Source organism: Neisseria sp. 74A18 (genome assembly GCF_001308005.1).
GTDB lineage: Bacteria > Pseudomonadota > Gammaproteobacteria > Burkholderiales > Neisseriaceae > Neisseria > Neisseria dumasiana.
The window spans coordinates 1-18,100 of record NZ_LGZA01000041.1 but is presented as its reverse complement, the minus strand read 5'-3'; the positions used below and the strand labels follow the sequence as shown (position 1 = coordinate 18,100).

The following is an 18,100-nucleotide window of genomic DNA, read 5'->3' as shown; positions in this document are numbered from 1 at the left end:
ATAAGAGAAAGAATATAAACATTAAATGTTTATTTAAATAATGCAGATTTTTAAATTTATGTGATTTTTCAGAAAACGGATCGGAAGAAAAATACTTGGCTGTCCGGTTGCCATCCGGCAAAAACGGATTAAAAAACGCAGACCTTTGCCCCCGAATGTGGATGCGCTTGAAGACGCAGCAACGCCGCAGTAAAAGTTGAGTGGATTAACTATATATACACCGAATGCCGCTTGTTGCGGCAATATGAAGCATCTAAAATGGCGGGCGGACGGATTCGGTTTACCAAGGCTGAAAACTTTGCCCCTTTTGCACAGATACAATTCAAAACGCAGCAGCGCAATGAGCGCAGGCATATCAAGCGGGCAGGCAAAGCACGATGCAGAAATCCACTTTCAGATGATGGGTTTGCAAAGAAGCATGAGGCCGTCTAAAACATTCTTTCGATATCAATTCAATTTAAGGAGTCTCATGAAAGCCTATCTAGATTTAATGCGCCATGTGCTTGAACACGGCACCGACAAAGCCGACCGCACCGGCACCGGCACCCGCTCGGTGTTCGGGTATCAGATGCGCTTCGATTTGAGCGAAGGTTTTCCGCTCCTAACCACCAAAAAACTGCACTTGCGTTCGATTATTCACGAACTGCTGTGGTTTTTGAAAGGCGACACCAACATTCAATATTTGAAAGACAACAATGTATCGATTTGGGACGAATGGGCTGATGAAAACGGCGATTTAGGCCCGGTATACGGTTATCAATGGCGTTCGTGGCCTGCTCCCGACGGTACACATGTCGACCAAATAACCAATTTGGTCAAACAAATCAAAAACAATCCCGACAGCCGCCGCCTGATTGTGTCGGCTTGGAACCCCGCACTTGTTGATGAAATGGCTCTGCCGCCTTGCCACGCATTGTTTCAGTTTTATGTGGCCGACGGGAAACTGTCGTGCCAGCTTTACCAACGCAGTGCCGATATTTTCTTGGGCGTGCCGTTCAATATTGCCAGCTATGCCTTGTTAACCATGATGATGGCACAGGTATGCGGCTTGCAGCCGGGCGAGTTTATCCATTCTTTCGGTGATGCCCATTTATACAGCAACCATTTCGAGCAGGCCGAACTGCAACTGACCCGCGAACCGCGCCCGTTGCCGAAAATGAAACTGAACCCTGATGTGAAAGATGTATTTGATTTTAAATTTGAAGATTTCGAACTGGTGGATTACGACCCGCATCCTCACATTAAAGCGGCGGTAGCGGTTTGATTTTGGATTACAGTTATCGCAAATAAACCAATTAACCGGCAAACCGAGACCTTCGCCCAATCCTAGGTGTACGATGCAGTTTGGGGCGGGCGGCTCCGCAAATGGTAAGTTTTCCACGGATTCAGGTTTTTAGGAAGATGCCGGATATGGTTTCTTTTATATTTTCAAGGCCGAGACCTTTGCAAAACTCCCAAATGTGGATGCAGTTCAAGGCGTAGCAGCACAGCGAGTGCAGACATATCATATAGATAGGCAAACGAGCGAGCAGCGCACAACGCAGAAATGCGCCGCAGATGGGGGTTTTGCAAAGGTCTCAGGCCGTCTGAAATCATTCAGACGGCCTTGGTTTTACGGGGTTAACCGGTTAAGCGGCGGCTTATTCTTCCGCTGCCGGTTTGGTTGTGGCGCGCACATCGTTGCTTTTTTCTTTGTGCTTCAAAATGGCGCGGTCGAGTTTGTCCATCAGCACGTCAATGGCGGCATACATGTCGGATTCAACGGTTTCGACATGTAAATCTTTTCCGGCCAGATGTACATCTGCTTCTGCTTTGTTGTTCAACTTTTCTACCGAAAGGGTAATCGCCACCGAAATCACGTTGGCTGCGTGGCGGTTGATGCGCTCGAGCTTAGAAGTAACGTGGTTTTTGATGGCTTCGGTTACGTCGAAATTCAGGCCGGTAATTTTCAGATTCATGGCTTTACTCCTTCGTTGGGTTGGTGCCGCTTGCCGTGCAAGGGGCAGGCGGCGGAAAAGGCGGGGTACTGCATGTGTATCGTTGCGGCCGTCTGAAAACGGGCTTGGCAGGCTTTGCCGAAATCTTGTTCAACCCGCTTTCAGACGGCCTGTGAATCCGGTTTAGGGTTTACGTTGGTGCGCGCTCGGAATATTCAAGGCCTCACGGTATTTGGCTACGGTGCGCCGTGCGATGTCGATACCCTGTTGTTTGAGCAGGCTGCTTAAAGCTTCGTCCGAATAGGGTTTGAGCTTGTTTTCCCCTTCGATCAGCTGGGCAATCACGGCCTTGACTGCGCTTTGGCTCACGCCTTCTCCATCTTCGGCGGATACGGCCTGCGTGAAAAAATAGCGTAACGCAAACACTCCGCGCGGGCAAGACAAATATTTGTGGTTGACGGCACGGGATACGGTGCTTTCGGCCACGCCTAATTCGGAGGCGGCATCTTTAATCAGCATGGGGGTCAGGCCGATTTCGCCGAACACGAAAAAATCTTCCTGTTTTTCGACGATATATTCTGCCAGCCGCAGCACGGTGCTTTTGCGCAGTTCCAAACTGTCTATTTTTTGACGTGCTTCGCTGAGTTTTTCTTTCCATTCCGGGCTGATTTCGCCCGCTTCTTTAAGCAGTTGGCAGTATTCGCTGTTGATCCGCACTTTGGGCCATGCCTGCTCGTTTCCGGCTACCGTCCAGCCGCTTTTGGTTTCTTTTACCCAAACGTCGGGCTGAACATAAGCGGTGGGTTCGGCCGAGGCAAATCCGTAGGCGGGATAAGGATTGAGTTTGCCGATCAGGTCTAAGGCCGTCTGAAGGGTTTCGGTATCGGCTTCGGGAAACTGTTTGCGGAAGCGGGCAATATTCTGCTGGCGGCTGCGCCCTAAGTCGTCCAAACCGATGTGGATGATTCTGGCGGCCAGTTGGCGGGCGGGAGAAGCCGGTAGGCGCATAAGTTGGAGCATCAGCGATTCGGCCAGATTGGCGGCACCGACACCGGGTGGGTCGAAGGTTTGCAGCAGGTCGAGTGCTTCTTGGAGGTCGTTTTCTTCGAGCATCCATTCCAAAGGAGTATGGTCGAGAACATCGCTCAGGCTGTCGGTGAAGTAGCCTTGTTCGTCGAGAAAATCAATCAGGATATGTACGCGGGCGGCTTCTTGCCCGCTCATGGGGTGTTCGCACACCTGTTTGTGCAAAAAAGCGTTGAAATCGTCTTCTTCGGCAATGGTCGCCCACACGTCTTCGGCATCTTCGCCGCCCACTTGTTTGCCTTTGGGCAGGGCGGCGGAAACTTGGGTAAATTCGTTGTCGCCGCTTTCGTCTTCGCTGCTTTCGGCACGTTCCAGCAGCGGGTTGTCTTGAAGCCAGTCGTCCACTTCGCGCTCAAGCTCCAAGCCCGACATTTGCAGTATGCGCAACGATTGTTGCAGATGCTGGTTGAGCTGCTGGGTTTGTTTGAGTTTTAGTCCGAGATTTTGGCTCATAGGGTTATCGGGTGAGTAAGTAAAGCGTTGTGTCCGAAACCGGCCTATCCTATATAGTCAGTCCACTTCACTTTTACTACGGCGTTGCTGCGCCTTGGCTCGAAGAGAACGATTGTGCAAGCCGCTGAAGCTCAACTGAATCGGTTCCGTACTGCCCGTACTGCCTTCGGTTTTTGCCTGGTATTAAAATGAAGTGAATGAACTATATGCCTTTGACCGGCTTGTGTATAAAGCGATACCTGACAGACCCTTTTATGGAAACTGCCGCCCAACTGCCCTGCCCTCATTCGGGCGGTAAGCACGGCTTCAAACGGTATCTTTAATAATTAAAGTTTTCGCCCAAATAAACTGCCCTCACCTGCTCATTGTTGACCAACTCTTGGGGATGGCCGGATGCCAGCACGGCGCCTTCACTGATGATGTAGGCGCGGTCGCAGATACGCAGGGTTTCGCGCACGTTGTGGTCGGTAATCAATACGCCGATGCCGCGTGTTTTGAGAAATTCAATGATTTTCTGAATATCGATCACGGCAATCGGGTCAACGCCTGCAAAGGGTTCGTCGAGCAGGATAAAGCGCGGCTGCATGGCGAGTACGCGGGCGATTTCGACGCGGCGGCGTTCGCCTCCCGAAAGCGACGGTGCGGGGTTGTTGCGCAGGCGTTCGATGTTGAGGTCGGCCAGCAGTTTTTCCAACTCGCTATCGATCCGGTTTTTGTCTTTCAGGCTGATTTCCAAGATGGCGCGGATGTTTTGCTCTACCGTCATCTTGCGGAAAATCGAGGCTTCTTGCGGCAGGTAGCCCAATCCTAAGCGGGCGCGCTCGTGTATGGGCAGATGGCGGATTTCCTGTCCGTCGAGCATCACGCTGCCGGCATCGGCGGCAATCAGGCCCACTATCATATAAAAGCTGGTGGTTTTGCCTGCGCCGTTGGGGCCGAGCAGGCCGACGACTTCGCCGCTTTCGATGTCGAGCGAAAAGTTTTTAACGACTTGGCGTTTTTTGAAACTTTTTTGCAGGTTTTGTACGTTTAAGCGGCTTTGCTCGGTCATGGTATTGCTCTTAGGTTATGGTTACTATTGTAATCTGTTTTAAGGCCGTCTGAAACCGGTTTTTCAGACGGCCTTTATCTGCGGCTATTTTTGACCCGATTGGGCGGAAGAAGGCTGGATGATCACGGTTACACGTTTGCCGCCTTTACCGCCTGCGGCTTTGCTGCCGTGCACGGTATAGACTTCGGTGCGGGTGTTATAAGTGATAGACGCGCCTTCGGCCAAGTCGCCGCCGCGCTGCACTCTGGCGTTACCGGTGAGTTTCACCACGCCGGTGGCGGAGGAATATTCGACATTGTTGGCCTGCCCGTTAACCGTGCCTTTGCCGCCGTCGAGCGTTTGGCCGAAGCGCACGGGGCTGCCGGAAGCAGACATAAACTGCTCGCCTTTGTCGTTACGCGATACTTTCACGCTGCCGGCGCGGATATTCAGCGAGCCTTGTTTGATGATGACGTTGCCGCTGAAAGTGGTTACTTGGTTGGCCTGATCGAGCGAGCCTTGGTCGGCTTCGATCTGAATCGGCTGTTTGCTGTCGCTTTGCAGGGCGTAGGCGGGCGCGGTTACGGCCAGCGCGGCCAAAATGGCGGCATTAAAGGTTTTTCGGGTCATAGATGATGGCTTTCACGCGTGAGGGCAGGTTCAACAACCCTTTTTTATGATCATAAACCAAGCCGTTGGCCGTGCCGTGGGACTCGCCGTAGCGGTATTCGACGGGGGCTTGGGTCTCGGCGGTTTCTGTTTGCGTATTTATGGTTAAGCTGGCGGTTTTCAAGACGGCGGCCGGGCGTTGGGCTTCGGCGGATTTGGTCAGCAACACGTCTTGCTCAAACCGGACGATACGGGTTTCGGTGTTGTAGCGGGCCTCCCGGCTTTCAACCTTGTAAATCAGCCTGCCGCCGTTATAAAGGGCAAGTTGTGGCCGTTCAAACACCACGTCATCGCTTTTGGGCAGCTGCCAGGCATATTCGGCACTGAGGTTTTCTTTCAGACGGCCTTGTTCGTCGAAACGCCTGCCGTCTATGCCTTCCATAGCGTATTGCGGTTCGTTGGGGTTTAACGCGGCTTCTTCGATATCCACTTGGCTGATTCGCCCCAACCAGGCGGAAAGACCGCCCAGCCCCACGGCCAACACCAGCGGAAACATCCAGCCGTAACGCCATCTGCCGCTCATTTCACATACTCCTGTAACGCCGCTTCCAACGTGCCTTGAGCCTGCATAATCAGGTCGCACAATTCGCGCACCGCACCGTTGCCTGCGCTTTTTCGGGTAACGTAAGCGGCATGCTGCAAGGTAAACCAATGTGCTTCGGGCACGGCTACGGGCAGGCCGCAGCGCACCATCACGGGCAGATCGACCACGTCGTCGCCGATAAAGGCGCACTCGTGTTCTTCTACGCCCGCTTTTTCGCGCAAATCGGCATAGGCGGCGCGTTTGTCGTGTATGCCTTTATAGTAGTGGTTGATGCCGAGCTGTTGGACACGCACGCCCACCGATGGAGCGTCGCGGCCGGTAATAATGGCCGTCTGAACGCCGCCGGCCTGAAGCATTTTCAAACCGTGGCCGTCGAGTGTGTGGAACGATTTGATTTCTTCGCCGTTGTCGCGGATAAAAATGCGTCCGTCGGTCAGCACGCCGTCCACGTCCATAATCAACAGTTTGATTTTGGCGGCACGGGCTTGGATTTCGGGGGTAAGGTTGTGCATATCGGGTTTCTTTTAAATAGCTGTGGTTTTCAGACGGCCTGAAGCGGTTATTGTAGCACCATCGGGTTTAAGAGCCGTCTGAAAATGTAAACAGTGCAAACTATGCTATCCATCTGTATGAAACGAAGCTGTTGTTTACTTTATTTTTCAGCACTCTTTGTTTTAAAAGATGTCAAATTCAGTAGCAGGCTAAACAAATATTTCAAACAGCTTCAACCGTATTTTCTTTTAATATCGCGCACATGTGCTTTGCGGCTTTCATATGTTGCCGAATATTTTTGGCTTTCTAAAATCCCACAAACCCTATCTAACTCTTGTTGGTTTAATATGGCCGTCTGAAAACCTTCTATATACATTTGAGCCTGACCGGGATAGCACACATTAGGTGGCATGTCGGTTTTAAATTCACACCCGCCTAAAAATACGATAACCGAATGAAATTTCTGTTCAGGTAAATCCAGTAGCTCCGACAAAGCCTTAATATGCGCATAATTCTGACGCAAAGGGTTTTGAAACGAGCTTTTCTTTTTATAAACAACTTGGGTCCATTTTGCTTGGCGCGCACTGCCAAAAATCCAGCCTGAATAATTTTTTGTTTCCACTACAAAAATGCCATAAGGTGAAACGTAAACATGGTCAATTTGCGTGCTTGTTCCGTTAAAAGGAATGATCAGGTCATGATAAGGACGGTAAAGGCTTTCATCGAGATGATTATCCAATCGGCTCCGGACAATTTTTTCGCCAACCCAGCCTTTAAATAATGGGCTTTTTAAAAAAGCCAATAACAATAAAAACGGAATAACCCACCAAACAGCCTGAATTGCGCTCCCCAATCCGCCAAAAAAGGCGTTAATAATCATATTTTCCATAAAGTAAGTCCCCTTAAAACTTTAAATATTTAAATTATTTATGATACAAGTTATTTAAATTAATAATGTAACTATACAATCCTTGCTTTCAACATATCGTGCATATTCAGCGCACCGACCAATACATCGCCTTCCTTCACCACCAAAAGGCCGTTGATGTGGTGTTGCTGCATGTGTTTTAAGGCTTCGGTGGCGAGTTTGTCGGCGGTGATGGTTTTGGGGTTTTCGTGCATGATGTCGTTTACCGTCAAACCCGAGAAGTTGTCGCGTTGTTGGAACAGGCGGCGCAGGTCGCCGTCGGTAAACACGCCTTTCAGACGGCCTTCTTCATCGGTAACGGCCAACATGCCCAAGCCTTTTTCGCTCATGCGCACGATGGCGTCTTTCAGCAACGTGCCGTCGGTCACGGCAGGCAGCGATTCGCCGCTGTGCATGATGTCGGACACGCGCAGCAGCAGCCGTTTGCCGAGGCTGCCGGCGGGGTGGCTGAGGGCGAAGTCGTCGGGCGTAAACTCGCGTGCTTTAAGCAGCACTACGGCCAATGCGTCGCCCAAAGCCATCACGGCTGTGGTGCTTGAAGTGGGTGCCAAACCGAGCGGGCAGGCTTCGTGCGATACGGAGGCGGTAATGTGAATATCGGCATGGCGCGCCATGGTGGAGCGGGGTTTGGCGGTGATGCAGATGAGCGTGATGTTTTTACGTTTGAGGGCGGGAATAATGGCGGTGATTTCGTCGCTTTCTCCCGAATTGGAAATCGCCAGCACCACATCGCCGTCGACAATCATACCCAAATCGCCGTGCGCGGCTTCTGCGGGGTGCACAAAAAAAGCCGGCGTGCCGGTAGAAGCCATGGTGGCGGCCATCTTGCGCCCGATATGCCCGGATTTGCCCATGCCCATAATCACCACACGGCCTTGGCAATGCAAAATGGTTTCGGCAGCTTCGGCGAAACTGCTGTCAAGTTCGGCGGAAATTTCGTTCAGACTTTCGGCTTCAATGCGCAATACGTCGCGCGCCCAATGCAGATATTGTGCTTGATTCGACATGTTTTGTTTTCCCGTGGGGCTATCCAAACCCACCGATTCGGGTTAGGATTTGCACTTTAGTATAAATAACAAGGATTTCAGAGATGACTATTTTATCGGACGTTAAAGCATTAGGCCAACAAATCTGGCTCGACAACTTATCGCGCTCGCTGATTCAAAGCGGCGAACTGGCCGAAATGCTGCAAAAAGGCGTATGCGGCGTCACCTCCAACCCCGCCATCTTCCAAAAAGCCTTTGCGGGCGACCCCCTGTATGCAGACGAAATTGCCGCGCTCAAACAACAAGACCTCACCCCCAAACAACGCTACGAAACCCTCGCCATTGCCGACGTGCAGGCCGCTTGCGACGTGTGCCTGCCCGAATTTGAACAAAGCGGCGGCAAAACCGGTTTTGTCAGCCTCGAAGTTGCCCCCGACTTATCGCACGATGCAGAAGGCACGGTAGCCGAAGCCAAACACCTGCATGCCGCCATCAACCGCCCCAACGTAATGATCAAAGTGCCCACCACCGATGCAGGCGTAACCGCATTGGAGCAGTTGGTTTCAGACGGCATCAGCATCAACCTGACCCTGCTGTTCTCGCGCAAACAAACCCTGAAAGCCTATGCAGCCTATGTGAAAGGCATCGAAGGCCGTCTGAAAGCAGGCAAGCCGGTCGACCATATCCAAGTAGTGGCCAGCTTCTTTATTTCGCGTATCGACAACGCGCTGGATGCCACCCTGCCCGAACATCTGCAAGGCAAAACCGCCATCGCGCTCGCCAAAGCCGCTTATCAGGATTGGCAGGATTTCTTCGGCGGCGAACCGTTTGCCGCACTGAAAGCACAAGGTGCCAACCCCGTGCAGCTTTTGTGGGCATCCACCGGCGTGAAAAACCCCGCTTACCCCGACACACTGTATGTGGACAGCTTAATCGGCCCCAACACCGTCAACACCGTGCCCGATGCCACCTTAAAAGCCTTTATAGACCACGGCACGGCCAAACCGACCCTTACCGAAGGCACTGCGGAAGCAGCGGCGCAACTGGCCGAAGTGGAAAAACTGGGCATCGACGTAGAAGCCCTCGCCACCCGCTTGCAGGAAGACGGTTTGAAACAGTTTGAAGAAGCATTTGAAAAACTGCTGGAACCGTTGGCATAAGGCCGTCTGAAAGTATTAAAGATTCGGAAGATTCAATCATAACGGGGCCGTCTGAAAAAATTTTTCAGACGGCCCCGTTATGATCGGATTAAGATTTTTTCGCAAACAAAACAATACGGTTGCCACCATGATACCTACCGTTAATCAGAATCTGGCAGGCCATGCCGCACAAATGCCACGCACTGCCGATTTTGACGGTAATACGGACACCGTTTTCTTCAAACTCAAGCCATTGCCCCATCATAGAAGAAAGTTTGATAGAACCGATCGGAACATCGCGCCTGTAAACCGTTTGGCCGTTAATGCAAACCGTTTCACCCATGCGCTCCAAGTTCCAAAAATTGCGCACTTCGATTTTTATGCCTTCATATTCGCTTTGCCAAACTTTCTCAAAAGTTTTCACAGTTCCATTTCCAATCCAAACAAATAACTAACCGCCCACATCATTAACTTCTATAAAATAGGCCTGACGCAAATTGATTTTCAAGCCTTCTTCAGCCTGAATCACCTTTACACTTTTCTCAGCCAACTGTTTCAAAGCTATTTTTGCAAAGTCTGCTACATCCTCGCGGTTCAGCAATAAAATATCGGCAAACAAAAACCTGCCCTGATTGGCTTTGTAAACACACCGGAAAAAATCCATGCCCTTATCTGTAATAACAGCTTCTCTTTCATCAATACGCCGCGTGTAGAAATGGCTTTCATTAAATCGGAAATAAATATTCAGGCCGAGCTTTTCTTCAATCAAAGAAAAAGATTCGCCCCTTGTTTGAGTTAGAACAGAGCAAGGATATTTCGTGATGATTAAGTAACCGAAAGACATCAGGTTTTCAATCCAATCTATATTTGCTTGCTATGTGAAGTAATAACATAGCGTTTGCCGAAATCAATATAAAAATCCTGTTGCCGCATATTGCCTGCCAAAACGCTGACTTCGGGCAGGTGTTCGAACATTTCTGCGTAGGCAAATGATACAGGCTGACCATTTTCCGCCAAGTGCAACAACACGTTGCGTATTTCATTGGAAAGCCATTCAGCAGATTTAAACGGGCATTTATTGTGTAATGCCTGTTTTGCGTATAGGTTAAACACGCGCGGGTTATTTTGGTGCGTTATCACACCCTCGGGAGTAACAAAACAGGGCTGTAGAAAATCGTCTTGCTGATTAACCGTTTTTCGATAATGCACACGATCAGAATGCTGGATTTCACGATAAAAACGTAGTTTTTTCAACAGCCCGATGTTTGGATTGCTGTTTAGGCATACCACTTCAAAAAACATTATCCTGCCTTTTTTCTCTTTAAATAAAAGGTAAGAGTTGGTTATCTCAGCAAAAGAAAACCTCATAAAGCACTTTTTGCTTAAATATAGTTTTGCTGGTTATATCTAAAAAAGACATTTTTATTTTTGGTGCATTCATATATAAATCAACATTTTCAGTTGAACCTATATAAATAAAAAAGCTTTTTTTTAGTTTAGAAGAAAACTCTGCTAAAAGTTCATTACTTAAAATAAAACCTATTGAAGTGTATTTATTTTTATTTTCCTTTAAAAACTGCAAATAAACCCTTTTATTGGGAAAATCTTCAGGAAACAGGCCTTCTCCATCTTTATCAACATAAATCATATCAATACCATAGCCATTACCATAATATATTTTCCATAGCGTATGTTCTTTGTTGCAATCAGTAAAACCGAATAAGTCCAGCCCGTTTAATTCGGGGGAGTAGATAAATATAGCTGTTGACATATCCTAACTTCCCATCATTGATTTTAAGTTCCGAACTACCTGTCTTGCCTGCGGCTTGTCGCCTTATATCAAAAATGTAATGTGTTGATGAACTATAAAAAATCGACAGGCGCAAAAACCAAGGCATTTATACACCTAACTAATAGTAATTATCAATATTGTTTACGGAACAGGTAGCAAAAATTATAATGCCGAAATATCAACCATTTGGACAAAATTATGCCAACCCAAATCAGTTTACGCATTATTCCTGCTTTGCTGCTCGTTACCTTTCCTTTCGGCCTACACGCAGAAACGTCGGGCGGGGTATCCGATACTTATTCTGCCGTTTTGCCTACCGTTCAGGTTGTCGGGCAATCCGACACCAATATCCTTAAGGGCTACGTCAATTACGATGAAGCCGCGGCTACCCGCAACGGGCAGCCGGTGAAAGAAATTCCGCAAAGCATCGATATTCTTAACATTCAAAAAAACAAAAACTACGGCACCAATGATTTGAGCTCGATTCTCGAAGGCAATGCCGGTATTGATGCCGCGTATGATATGCGCGGCGAAAGCCTGTTTTTGCGCGGTTTTCAAGCCGACGGCAATGATATTTACCGAGACGGCGTGCGCGAAAGCGGGCAGGTACGCCGCAGCACGGCAAATATTGAGCGGGTGGAAATTCTCAAAGGCCCTGCATCGGTGCTTTACGGCCGCACCAACGGCGGCGGCATCATCAACATGGTCAGCAGATATGCCAACTTCAAACAAAACCGCACAGTAGGCGCGGCTTACGGCTCTTATGCCGCGCGCAGCCTGAATCTGGATATCAATGAAGTGCTGAACGAAAATGTTGCCGTCCGCTTGAACGGCGAAATCGGTAAAGCCAACTCTTTCCGTTCGGGCATCGACAGCAAAAACGCCATGCTCTCCCCCAGCGTTACGGTAAAACTCGACAATGGTTTGAAGTGGACTGGTCAATATACTTACGACCGTGCAGACCGCACGCCCGACCGCAGCCCTTCGCGCACGATTTATGAAAAAGCGGGGATTTCGCACCGCCAAGGATTTGCCCACCCTAACGATTTTGTACAAGACAAGCTGCAAATATGGCGCTCCAACCTCGAATATGCCTTCAACCCCAACTGGCATCTGCAATGGCAGCTTGCCCACCGCCGCGCTTCGCAGGATTTCGACCATTTCTACGGCGGCACGCTTGACGAGGCAACAGGCCGTCTGAAACGCAATTACGCATGGCAGCAAACCGAGAACAAAACTTTGTCGAGCAGCACCACCCTCAACGGTGATTTTAAAATCGGCCGTTTCGACAACCACTTAACCGTCGGCTTCGATGTTTCGCGCGAAGAGCGCAACCCCAAACTGGGCTATTCGCGCACGTTTACCAAAGAAGTTGATCCGCACAATCCGTTATCGTGGCCGCCTTCCGGCCGCCTGCTGCCCTTATCTACCAACAACCGCCACAAAGCCGATTCATACGGCCTGTTTGCACAAAACATTTTTTCCGTTACTCCCGATATCAAACTGGTGGTAGGCGGCCGTTACGACAGCTATAAAATCAACAGCAGTTTTATCGACAACAGCAGCCACCGCTACCGCAACCACACGTTCAGCCCCAATTTGGGTGCCGTTTGGAACCTTACTCCCGCCCACACCCTTTACGCAGGCTACAACAAGGGCTTTTCGCCGCTGGGCGGGCGCACTTATCTGGGTTTGAGTTCGGCAGACGAAAAAGCCAATTCCAATATTTCTCCCGAATTTTCCAAACAATACGAAGCGGGCATCAAAAGTTCTTGGCTCGACAACCGCCTGAGCACCACCTTAGCGGCTTATCAAATCGAACGCTACAACATCCGCTACCGGCCCGACCCCGTCAATTCGCCTTACAGTTGGGCGGTTAGCGGCAAACACCGTTCGCGCGGCGTTGAACTAGGTGCGCTCGGCCAAATCGCCCCCAAATGGTATCTGCGCGGTTCAATCGGCGTCATGCAGGCCAAAGTGGTTGAAGACACGCAAAACCCGCAGCGGGTCGGCCGCCATTTGAACAACACCAGCAACATCACCGGCAATCTGTTCGTGCGCTACACCCCTACGCAAAACTTCTACGGCGAACTCGGCGTTACCGGCACCGGCAAACGCTACTACTATGCCAACAACACCGAGGCCCATATCCCCGGTTTCGCCCGCGTTGATGCGCTGGCAGGCTGGAACCGCAAAAACCTCAATTTCACACTGGCAGTTAACAATCTGCTCAACCAGAAATACTGGCGTTCCGATGCCATGCCCGGTGCACCGCGCGGCGTAACGGCACGGGTGAATTACCGCTTTTAAGGCTCGAACGCCAACCGGCAACATGCCCTAAGCCTTATCATTCAGGCCGAGACCTTTGCAAAACCCTCAGATGTGGATGCAGTTCAAGGCGTAGCAGCACAGCGAGTGCAGACATATCATATAGATAGGCAAACGAGCGAGCAGCGCACAACGCAGAAATGCGCCGCAGATGGGGGTTTTGCAAAGGTCTCAGGCCGTCTGAAAGCAAAGCCTACATGGCTCGCTTTCAGACGGCCTGAAACTTTTATATAGCCGGTTACACCGCAACAAAATAGCCGAATCGGATATGTGTATCCGGCTTACCTTGATTTTACCTTCTGGATTTTACTATCAAGCCTGCTTGTGTAATTTCGCCAAATACAACTTGCCGCTTTCCGTCAGCCTTAACGCGCGCACTTCGTGAGCGGGCTGTTCGATATAGCCGCGCATGGCAAAGGCGGCCATCATTTCGTGTCCCAACCAGCCTGCGATGTGGTAGGTTTTTTCCGTCCAGTCCAAGCAGGCATGAGTGTGCGGCGGGTAGTTGGCGGCGTTGATCTCGAGCGTATCCAGCCATGCCATGCCGGCGGGCGTCATTTCGTAATGCTCGCGGGCCACATCCAGCACCACCAAACCGGCTTCGCACAGGCTTTGGCTGATGCTGACTGCCATTTCGCCCGCCATGTGCCCGTAGCAGATGCGCAGTTTTTGGTGCGGCTGCTCGACACGGCTTTTGCCTTTGTCGGCGAGCAAGGCGAGTTTCTGCAAGATGTCCATCACGCGCGGGCTGCCGATGCGGTAGAGGCGGTTTTTGCCCTCTGCTTCCATTTCCACCAAACCGCCGCGACGGAGTTTGTCTAAATGCACGCTGGCCGTCTGAACGGTAATGCCGGCGATTTCTGCCAATTCGGTTACGTTCAGGCGGTCGCGTCCCAATAGGGCGTCCAGCATCAGCGCGCGGCTGGGGTGGCCGATCAAATGGGCAGTGTGGGCGAAATGGTGGGCTAACGACATGATGCAGTTCCTTACAATGGCGGGGCAACAATACGGTCAATCAACTTAAAAACAGTACACTCGTCATACTCGGGCTTGACCCGAGTATCGCCTAAATTTGCTGAAACTCAAGATACTCGGGTCAAGCCCGAGTATGACGGGTTTGTTACTAAACTTCGAATTAACTATATACATTATGCCTTTCGCAGCATACCTTTCATTTCGCTTGCGGGCGAAATATGGCGGCCGTTTACGCTGCTAAGGTAGTGATACGACAACGTCTTGAAAGAGAGGGCATGATGTATCTGCTTTTCGGTATGCTGTTCAGCCTGTTATGGGCTTCGGCCTTTATTGCGGGCAAATACACCCTGCAAACGCTTGAGCCTTTAGACATGTTGAGTTTGCGTTTTTTGCTGGCGGCGGCATTGGTGTTTGCCTTGTGCGTGTGGCTGACGCACAAAGGCGCGGATTTGGGTTGGCGCGGCAAATCGTTGTGGCTGCACGGCTTTTTGCTGGGTTTGACGAATTACGCGCTCTACTTGGGCTGGTCTTACACCGGCTTGAAAACGATCTCACCCGAACTGGTGGTGCTGCTGGTTTCGACCATGCCTTTTGTTACCGCGTTTGTGTCTTCCCTGATCACGCGGCAATGGTCGTGGCTGCAATGGGCGGCGATTTTGCTGGGTTTTGCGGGCGTGTATGCGGTTTTGTCGGCCAGAATGCCGCAAGCGGGCTGGGACATCGGCATCGTGTGGACACTGATGGGCATGTTGGCCTTGGCCGCCGGCACGCTCATCTACCGCGCGGTGGCCGGCAAACATCATCTGCTGGCCTTAACGGGCGTGCAAAATCTGTTCGGCGGCCTGCTTCTGTTGCCCTTTGCCTCACCTTCGGGCTGGGCGGCGGCGATGCACAACAGCGTGTTTGCGTGGTCGCTGTGGTATCAGGTGATTGTGGTGTCGGTGGTGGCGATGCTGATGTGGTTTCAACTGGTGCGTTGGCTCGGCCCGGCGCATGCGGCGGCTTTCCATCTGCTCAACCCGATTTTCGCCACCTTGCTGGCACGGCTGTTTTTCCATATTCCGCTGGGTTGGGCGGATATCGCCGGCACTTTGCTGGTGGTGATCGCGCTGGGCATGTTAAACCGGCAGAACATCAAGCAGGTCGAGGCAGCCAAACGCACTTAAAACCCAAGCAAACGCATTCAAGGCCGTCTGAAAGCGTTTCCTCACAGTCGGATACAAGTATCCGACCTACCGAAAATGTTTCAGACGGCCTCGGTTTTATTTCCAACGCAGGGCGGGCATCACTGCCCGCCGCTTGTGGCCGGACATCGACGTTGTAGGTCGGATACTTGTATCCGACACCAATACCCGCCAACCCGCTTTCAGACGGCCTCACTCATTACCCGTCATTCCCCATCCTACCCCCGCCCCAAAATCATTTAAAATGGCCGTCTGAAACCGTTTCCCTCCAGCCGCCATGACACCCGAACACCAAAAGCTGCTCAAAATCACCGACACCGCCGCTAAAAAGCTCGAAAAGCTCAACCTGCACACCCCGTGGGACGTTGCCCTGCACCTGCCGCTGCGCTACGAAGACGAAACCCACATCATGCCGATTAAAGACGCACCTGTCGGCGTGCCGTGCCAAGTCGAAGGCGTAGTAACCCTGCAAGAAGTACAGTTCAAACCGCGCAAGCAGCTTGTCGTGCAGATTCAAGACGACTCCGGCAGCGTGCTGTTTCTGCGCTTCATCCACTTCTACCCCAGCCATCAAAAACAAATGGCACAAGGCAAACGCATCCGCGCCGTGGGCGAAATCAAACACGGTTTTTACGGCGACGAAATGATCCACCCCAAAATCCGCGATGCCGACAACAGCAGCCTTGCCGAAAGCCTCACCCCCGTTTACCCCACCGTAAACGGCCTCAACCAACCCACCTTGCGCCGCATCGTTCAGACGGCCTTAGAAGCCCTGCCCCTGCACGACACCCTGCCCGACGAACTCTTAGGCCGTCTGAAACTGCCGCACTTAGCCGAAAGCCTGCGCCTCCTGCACGCCCCGCCGCCCGATTACAGCATCCGCCAACTTTCAGACGGCACCCTCCCCGCATGGCAGCGGCTCAAATTCGACGAACTGCTCGCCCAACAGCTCTCCATGCGGCTCGCCCGGCAAAAACGCATCAGCGGGCAGGCCGCCCCCCTGCACGGCACCGGCGAATGGTCGGGCAAACTGCTCAACGCCCTGCCCTTTTCCCTCACCCAAGCCCAACAGCGCGTGCTGGCCGAAATCCGCGCCGACATGCAGCAAACCCACCCCATGCACCGCCTGCTGCAAGGCGACGTAGGCAGCGGCAAAACCATCGTTGCCGCCCTGGCCGCCCTCACCGCCGTCGAAGCCGGCAGCCAAGTTGCCGTGATGGCGCCCACCGAAATCCTCGCCGAACAGCACTACCTCAAATTCAAACAATGGTTCGAGCCGCTCGGCCTCAGCGTTGCATGGCTTTCCGGCAGCCAGCGCAAAAAAGCCAAAGAACAAAACAAAACCGCCCTTTCAGACGGCCTCGCCCCCATCGCCGTCGGCACCCACGCCCTCTTTCAAGAAGACGTACAGTTCCACAACCTCGGCCTCGTCATCGTCGACGAACAGCACCGCTTCGGCGTCGCCCAACGCCTCGCCCTCAAAAACAAAGGCCAAGACGTACACCAGCTCATGATGTCCGCCACCCCCATCCCCCGCACGCTGGCCATGAGCTTTTTCGCCGACCTCGACGTTTCCGTAATCGACGAACTGCCGCCCAACCGCACCCCCATCCAAACCCGCCTCGTCAACAGCCTGCGCCGCCCCGAAGTCGAAGGCTTCGTACTCAACACCTGCCGCAAAGGACGGCAGGTTTACTGGGTCTGCCCCCTGATTGAAGAAAGCGAAACCCTGCAACTGCAAACCGCCACCGAAACCCAAGCCGCCCTTCAAGCGGCCCTACCCGAACTCAGCATCGGCCTCGTCCACGGCCGCATGAAAGCCGCCGAAAAAGCCCAAGTGATGGCCGAATTTGCCGCAGGCCGTCTGAACGTACTCGTTGCCACCACCGTTATCGAAGTCGGCGTAGACGTACCCAACGCCAGCCTCATGGTTATCGAACACGCCGAACGCATGGGCTTGGCGCAACTGCACCAACTGCGCGGACGCGTAGGCCGCGGAGCCGCCGCCAGCACCTGCGTCTTACTCTTCGCCGAACCCCTGAGCGAACTGGCCAAAGCCCGCCTCAAAGTCATCTACGAACACACCGACGGCTTCGAAATCGCCCGCCAAGACCTCAACATCCGCGGCCCCGGCGAATTTCTCGGCGCACGCCAAAGCGGCGTACCCATGCTCCGCTTCGCCAACCTCGAAGAAGACCTGCACCTTTTAGAAAAAGCCCGCGAAATCGCCCCCCAACTGATTGAAGAGAACCCCGACATCGTCGAGGCCCACCTCAACCGCTGGCTGGCGAGCAGGGAGGGTTATTTGGGGGTTTGAAGGTTGTGCAGTATTGAGAGAAGCCATCTGAAACACGCAAACACTGTAATTCTTGTTTTAGTCTTGGCGATTGCACCATACACCAATTTAAAAATTCAACACCAATAATTTTTTCAAACATTCCTAAAGACAAAATATTTACAACTAAATCAAATATATAGAAATGTTATTTATGTTATATAGATGTCAAAATAATAAGAATTATTGACATAAAACACCAAAAGAAATATATTTTAATTA

20 protein-coding genes are annotated in these 18,100 nt (G+C 51.6%); 5 read left to right on the top strand and 15 right to left on the bottom strand.

The genetic code is table 11. The features are described 5' to 3' along the window. The first annotated feature begins 469 nt into the window (after positions 1-469). Complete coding sequence (locus AKG43_RS10770) at positions 470-1,264, top strand: thymidylate synthase (RefSeq protein ID WP_054600558.1); 795 nt, start codon at positions 470-472, stop codon at positions 1,262-1,264. A gap of 164 nt (positions 1,265-1,428) precedes the next feature. On the opposite strand, the gene AKG43_RS13435 is transcribed toward AKG43_RS10770, so the two are convergent. The 9 genes from AKG43_RS13435 to AKG43_RS10730 form a co-directional block, all read right to left on the bottom strand. After that, positions 1,429-1,596 (bottom strand): lipoprotein signal peptidase, encoded by a 168-nt coding sequence (locus AKG43_RS13435; RefSeq protein ID WP_082403078.1) that lies wholly within the window; start codon positions 1,594-1,596, stop codon positions 1,429-1,431. 44 nt (positions 1,597-1,640) lie between these two features. Further along, complete coding sequence (gene hpf / locus AKG43_RS10765; protein ID WP_054600557.1) at positions 1,641-1,958, bottom strand: ribosome hibernation-promoting factor, HPF/YfiA family; 318 nt, start codon at positions 1,956-1,958, stop codon at positions 1,641-1,643. Between the two features lie 162 nt (positions 1,959-2,120). Further along, positions 2,121-3,476 carry an RNA polymerase factor sigma-54 gene (rpoN, locus tag AKG43_RS10760; RefSeq protein WP_054600556.1) on the bottom strand — a complete coding sequence of 452 codons (1,356 nt, stop codon included), beginning with the start codon at positions 3,474-3,476 and terminating at the stop codon, positions 2,121-2,123. Positions 3,477-3,795: 319 nt separating this feature from the next. Next, positions 3,796-4,527 carry an LPS export ABC transporter ATP-binding protein gene (gene lptB, locus AKG43_RS10755; RefSeq protein ID WP_054600555.1) on the bottom strand — a complete coding sequence of 244 codons (732 nt, stop codon included), beginning with the start codon at positions 4,525-4,527 and terminating at the stop codon, positions 3,796-3,798. An 84-nt stretch (positions 4,528-4,611) separates the two neighbouring features. Next, entirely contained in the window at positions 4,612-5,136 is a 525-nt protein-coding gene (lptA, locus tag AKG43_RS10750; protein ID WP_054600554.1) for a lipopolysaccharide transport periplasmic protein LptA, read from the bottom strand. Then, positions 5,117-5,698 carry an LPS export ABC transporter periplasmic protein LptC gene (gene lptC, locus AKG43_RS10745; RefSeq protein WP_054600553.1) on the bottom strand — a complete coding sequence of 194 codons (582 nt, stop codon included), beginning with the start codon at positions 5,696-5,698 and terminating at the stop codon, positions 5,117-5,119. Before lptC ends, lptA begins: the two co-directional genes overlap by 20 nt. Further along, a complete protein-coding gene (locus AKG43_RS10740; protein ID WP_054600552.1) occupies positions 5,695-6,231 on the bottom strand; it encodes an HAD family hydrolase in 537 nt (178 codons plus the stop codon). Before AKG43_RS10740 ends, lptC begins: the two co-directional genes overlap by 4 nt. Positions 6,232-6,443: 212 nt before the next feature. Further along, positions 6,444-7,100 carry a nuclease-related domain-containing protein gene (locus AKG43_RS10735; RefSeq protein WP_082403077.1) on the bottom strand — a complete coding sequence of 219 codons (657 nt, stop codon included), beginning with the start codon at positions 7,098-7,100 and terminating at the stop codon, positions 6,444-6,446. A gap of 71 nt (positions 7,101-7,171) precedes the next feature. Next, complete coding sequence (locus AKG43_RS10730) at positions 7,172-8,146, bottom strand: KpsF/GutQ family sugar-phosphate isomerase (RefSeq protein ID WP_054600551.1); 975 nt, start codon at positions 8,144-8,146, stop codon at positions 7,172-7,174. An 83-nt stretch (positions 8,147-8,229) separates the two neighbouring features. On the opposite strand from AKG43_RS10730, the gene tal reads away from it, so the two are divergent. Next, positions 8,230-9,285 (top strand): transaldolase, encoded by a 1,056-nt coding sequence (gene tal, locus AKG43_RS10725; RefSeq protein ID WP_054600550.1) that lies wholly within the window; start codon positions 8,230-8,232, stop codon positions 9,283-9,285. 88 nt (positions 9,286-9,373) lie between these two features. On the opposite strand, the gene AKG43_RS10720 is transcribed toward tal, so the two are convergent. From AKG43_RS10720 to AKG43_RS10705, 4 genes are read right to left on the bottom strand one after another with little or no spacing between them, the layout of a single operon-like run. Continuing rightward, on the bottom strand, positions 9,374-9,688 hold the full coding sequence (locus tag AKG43_RS10720; protein WP_054600549.1) for a hypothetical protein: 315 nt from the start codon (positions 9,686-9,688) through the stop codon (positions 9,374-9,376). Between the two features lie 27 nt (positions 9,689-9,715). Further along, the gene (locus AKG43_RS10715; RefSeq protein WP_054600548.1) at positions 9,716-10,108 is read right to left on the bottom strand and encodes a hypothetical protein; all 393 of its coding nucleotides are present in this window, start codon (positions 10,106-10,108) and stop codon (positions 9,716-9,718) included. A 17-nt stretch (positions 10,109-10,125) separates the two neighbouring features. Then, positions 10,126-10,566: a hypothetical protein gene (locus tag AKG43_RS10710; RefSeq protein ID WP_054600547.1), complete on the bottom strand. Its 441-nt coding sequence runs from the start codon at positions 10,564-10,566 to the stop codon at positions 10,126-10,128. A 46-nt stretch (positions 10,567-10,612) separates the two neighbouring features. Beyond that, positions 10,613-11,035: a hypothetical protein gene (locus AKG43_RS10705; protein ID WP_054600546.1), complete on the bottom strand. Its 423-nt coding sequence runs from the start codon at positions 11,033-11,035 to the stop codon at positions 10,613-10,615. 219 nt (positions 11,036-11,254) lie between these two features. Between AKG43_RS10705 and AKG43_RS10700 the strand changes: the two genes are divergently transcribed. Further along, positions 11,255-13,366 (top strand): TonB-dependent siderophore receptor, encoded by a 2,112-nt coding sequence (locus tag AKG43_RS10700; RefSeq protein ID WP_054600545.1) that lies wholly within the window; start codon positions 11,255-11,257, stop codon positions 13,364-13,366. 37 nt (positions 13,367-13,403) lie between these two features. Here AKG43_RS10700 and AKG43_RS13430 read toward each other — a convergent pair whose 3' ends face one another. Together AKG43_RS13430 and AKG43_RS10695 are read right to left on the bottom strand one after the other, a co-directional pair. Then, positions 13,404-13,550, bottom strand: a complete 147-nt coding sequence (locus AKG43_RS13430; protein ID WP_082403076.1) for a lipoprotein signal peptidase — start codon at positions 13,548-13,550, stop codon at positions 13,404-13,406. A 146-nt stretch (positions 13,551-13,696) separates the two neighbouring features. Beyond that, positions 13,697-14,359 carry a helix-turn-helix transcriptional regulator gene (locus AKG43_RS10695; protein WP_082403075.1) on the bottom strand — a complete coding sequence of 221 codons (663 nt, stop codon included), beginning with the start codon at positions 14,357-14,359 and terminating at the stop codon, positions 13,697-13,699. Positions 14,360-14,634: 275 nt separating this feature from the next. Here AKG43_RS10695 and AKG43_RS10690 point away from each other — a divergent pair, with 275 nt between their 5' ends. Beyond that, entirely contained in the window at positions 14,635-15,525 is an 891-nt protein-coding gene (locus tag AKG43_RS10690; RefSeq protein ID WP_231718159.1) for a DMT family transporter, read from the top strand. A gap of 295 nt (positions 15,526-15,820) precedes the next feature. Beyond that, complete coding sequence (gene recG, locus AKG43_RS10685) at positions 15,821-17,860, top strand: ATP-dependent DNA helicase RecG (RefSeq protein WP_054600544.1); 2,040 nt, start codon at positions 15,821-15,823, stop codon at positions 17,858-17,860. Positions 17,861-18,100 lie beyond the last annotated feature (240 nt).